Here is a 1,094-nt window from a genome sequence, read left to right as displayed (position 1 = left end):
CCAGCGGCAAGCTCAGCCGGGCCGAGGTCGAGAACGCTCTTAAGGGGGCGGCGGAGCAGGCCGGCCTGCCCGCGCGTGAGGCCGACGCGACCATCGCCAACGCCCTCACCTGGTCCATCGCCCACAACCCGGCCGGAGACGCCGCATGACGCACCCCAGCCCCCCCATTAAGAGCACCAAGACCCCGGACCGGCCGGGGCCCGAGGACGGCGCCGCGCTGCTCGACGAGGTCGAGACGTTCCACCGGCGCTTCAACGTCTTCCCCAGCGAGGCCGCCTACACCGCCGTCGTGCTGTGGGACGCGCACACCCACCTGCTCGACGCCTTCGAGTCCACCCCCCGCATCGCCTTCCTCTCCCCGGAGCCCGGATCCGGCAAGACCCGCGCGCTGGAGATCATCGAGACGCTCACCCCGCGCCCGATGCTCACCACCGACGTCTCCCCGGCCGCCCTGTTCCGGTCCGTCTGCGACCCCGACGCCCGCCCCACCGTGCTGTTCGACGAGATCGACACCACCTTCGGCCCCAAGGCCGCCGGGAACGAAGACCTGCGCGGCCTCATCAACTCCGGGCACCGCCGCTCCGGCGTCGTCCTGCGCTGCGTCGGCGACGGCAACAACCAGACCGTGCAGCCCTTCCCCGTCTACGCCGCGCTCGCCATGGGCGGCCTCGGCGACCTGCCCGACACCATCATGAGCCGCTCCGTCATCATCCGGATGCGCCGCCGCGCCCCAAACGAGCAGGTCGAGCCCTACCGCGAGCGCATCCACAAGGCCCAGGGCCACGCCCTGCGCGAGCGCCTGGCCGAGTGGGCCGCCACCGTCCGCGAGAACCTCGAAGGCGCCTGGCCGGAGCTGCCCGAGGGCATCAGCGACCGGCCGGCCGACGTGTGGGAGCCCCTGCTCGCCGTCGCCGACGCCGCCGGCGGCCACTGGCCCGAGCGCGCCCGCACCGCCTGCGTCCAGCTCGTCACCGCCTCCAAGGCCAACGACAAGGGCTCCGTCGGCATCCGCCTCCTCACCGACCTGCGGGACATCTTCGACGGCGCCGAGCGCATGCTCAGCGCCGAACTCCTTAGCAGGCTCGCCGAGTTGG

General features: G+C 72.9%; 1 protein-coding gene. It reads left to right on the top strand.

Features of this window, described 5'->3' with window-relative positions; all coding sequences use genetic code 11:
* Positions 1 to 145 precede the first annotated feature (145 nt).
* Positions 146 to 1,094: DUF3631 domain-containing protein (locus ABZW03_RS41175; RefSeq protein WP_355270044.1), on the top strand; the 949-nt coding region annotated here is incomplete at its 3' end.

The organism is Kitasatospora sp. NPDC004799 (assembly GCF_040609095.1).
Taxonomy (GTDB): domain Bacteria; phylum Actinomycetota; class Actinomycetes; order Streptomycetales; family Streptomycetaceae; genus Kitasatospora.
This window is presented reverse-complemented; position numbering and strand designations above follow the sequence as displayed.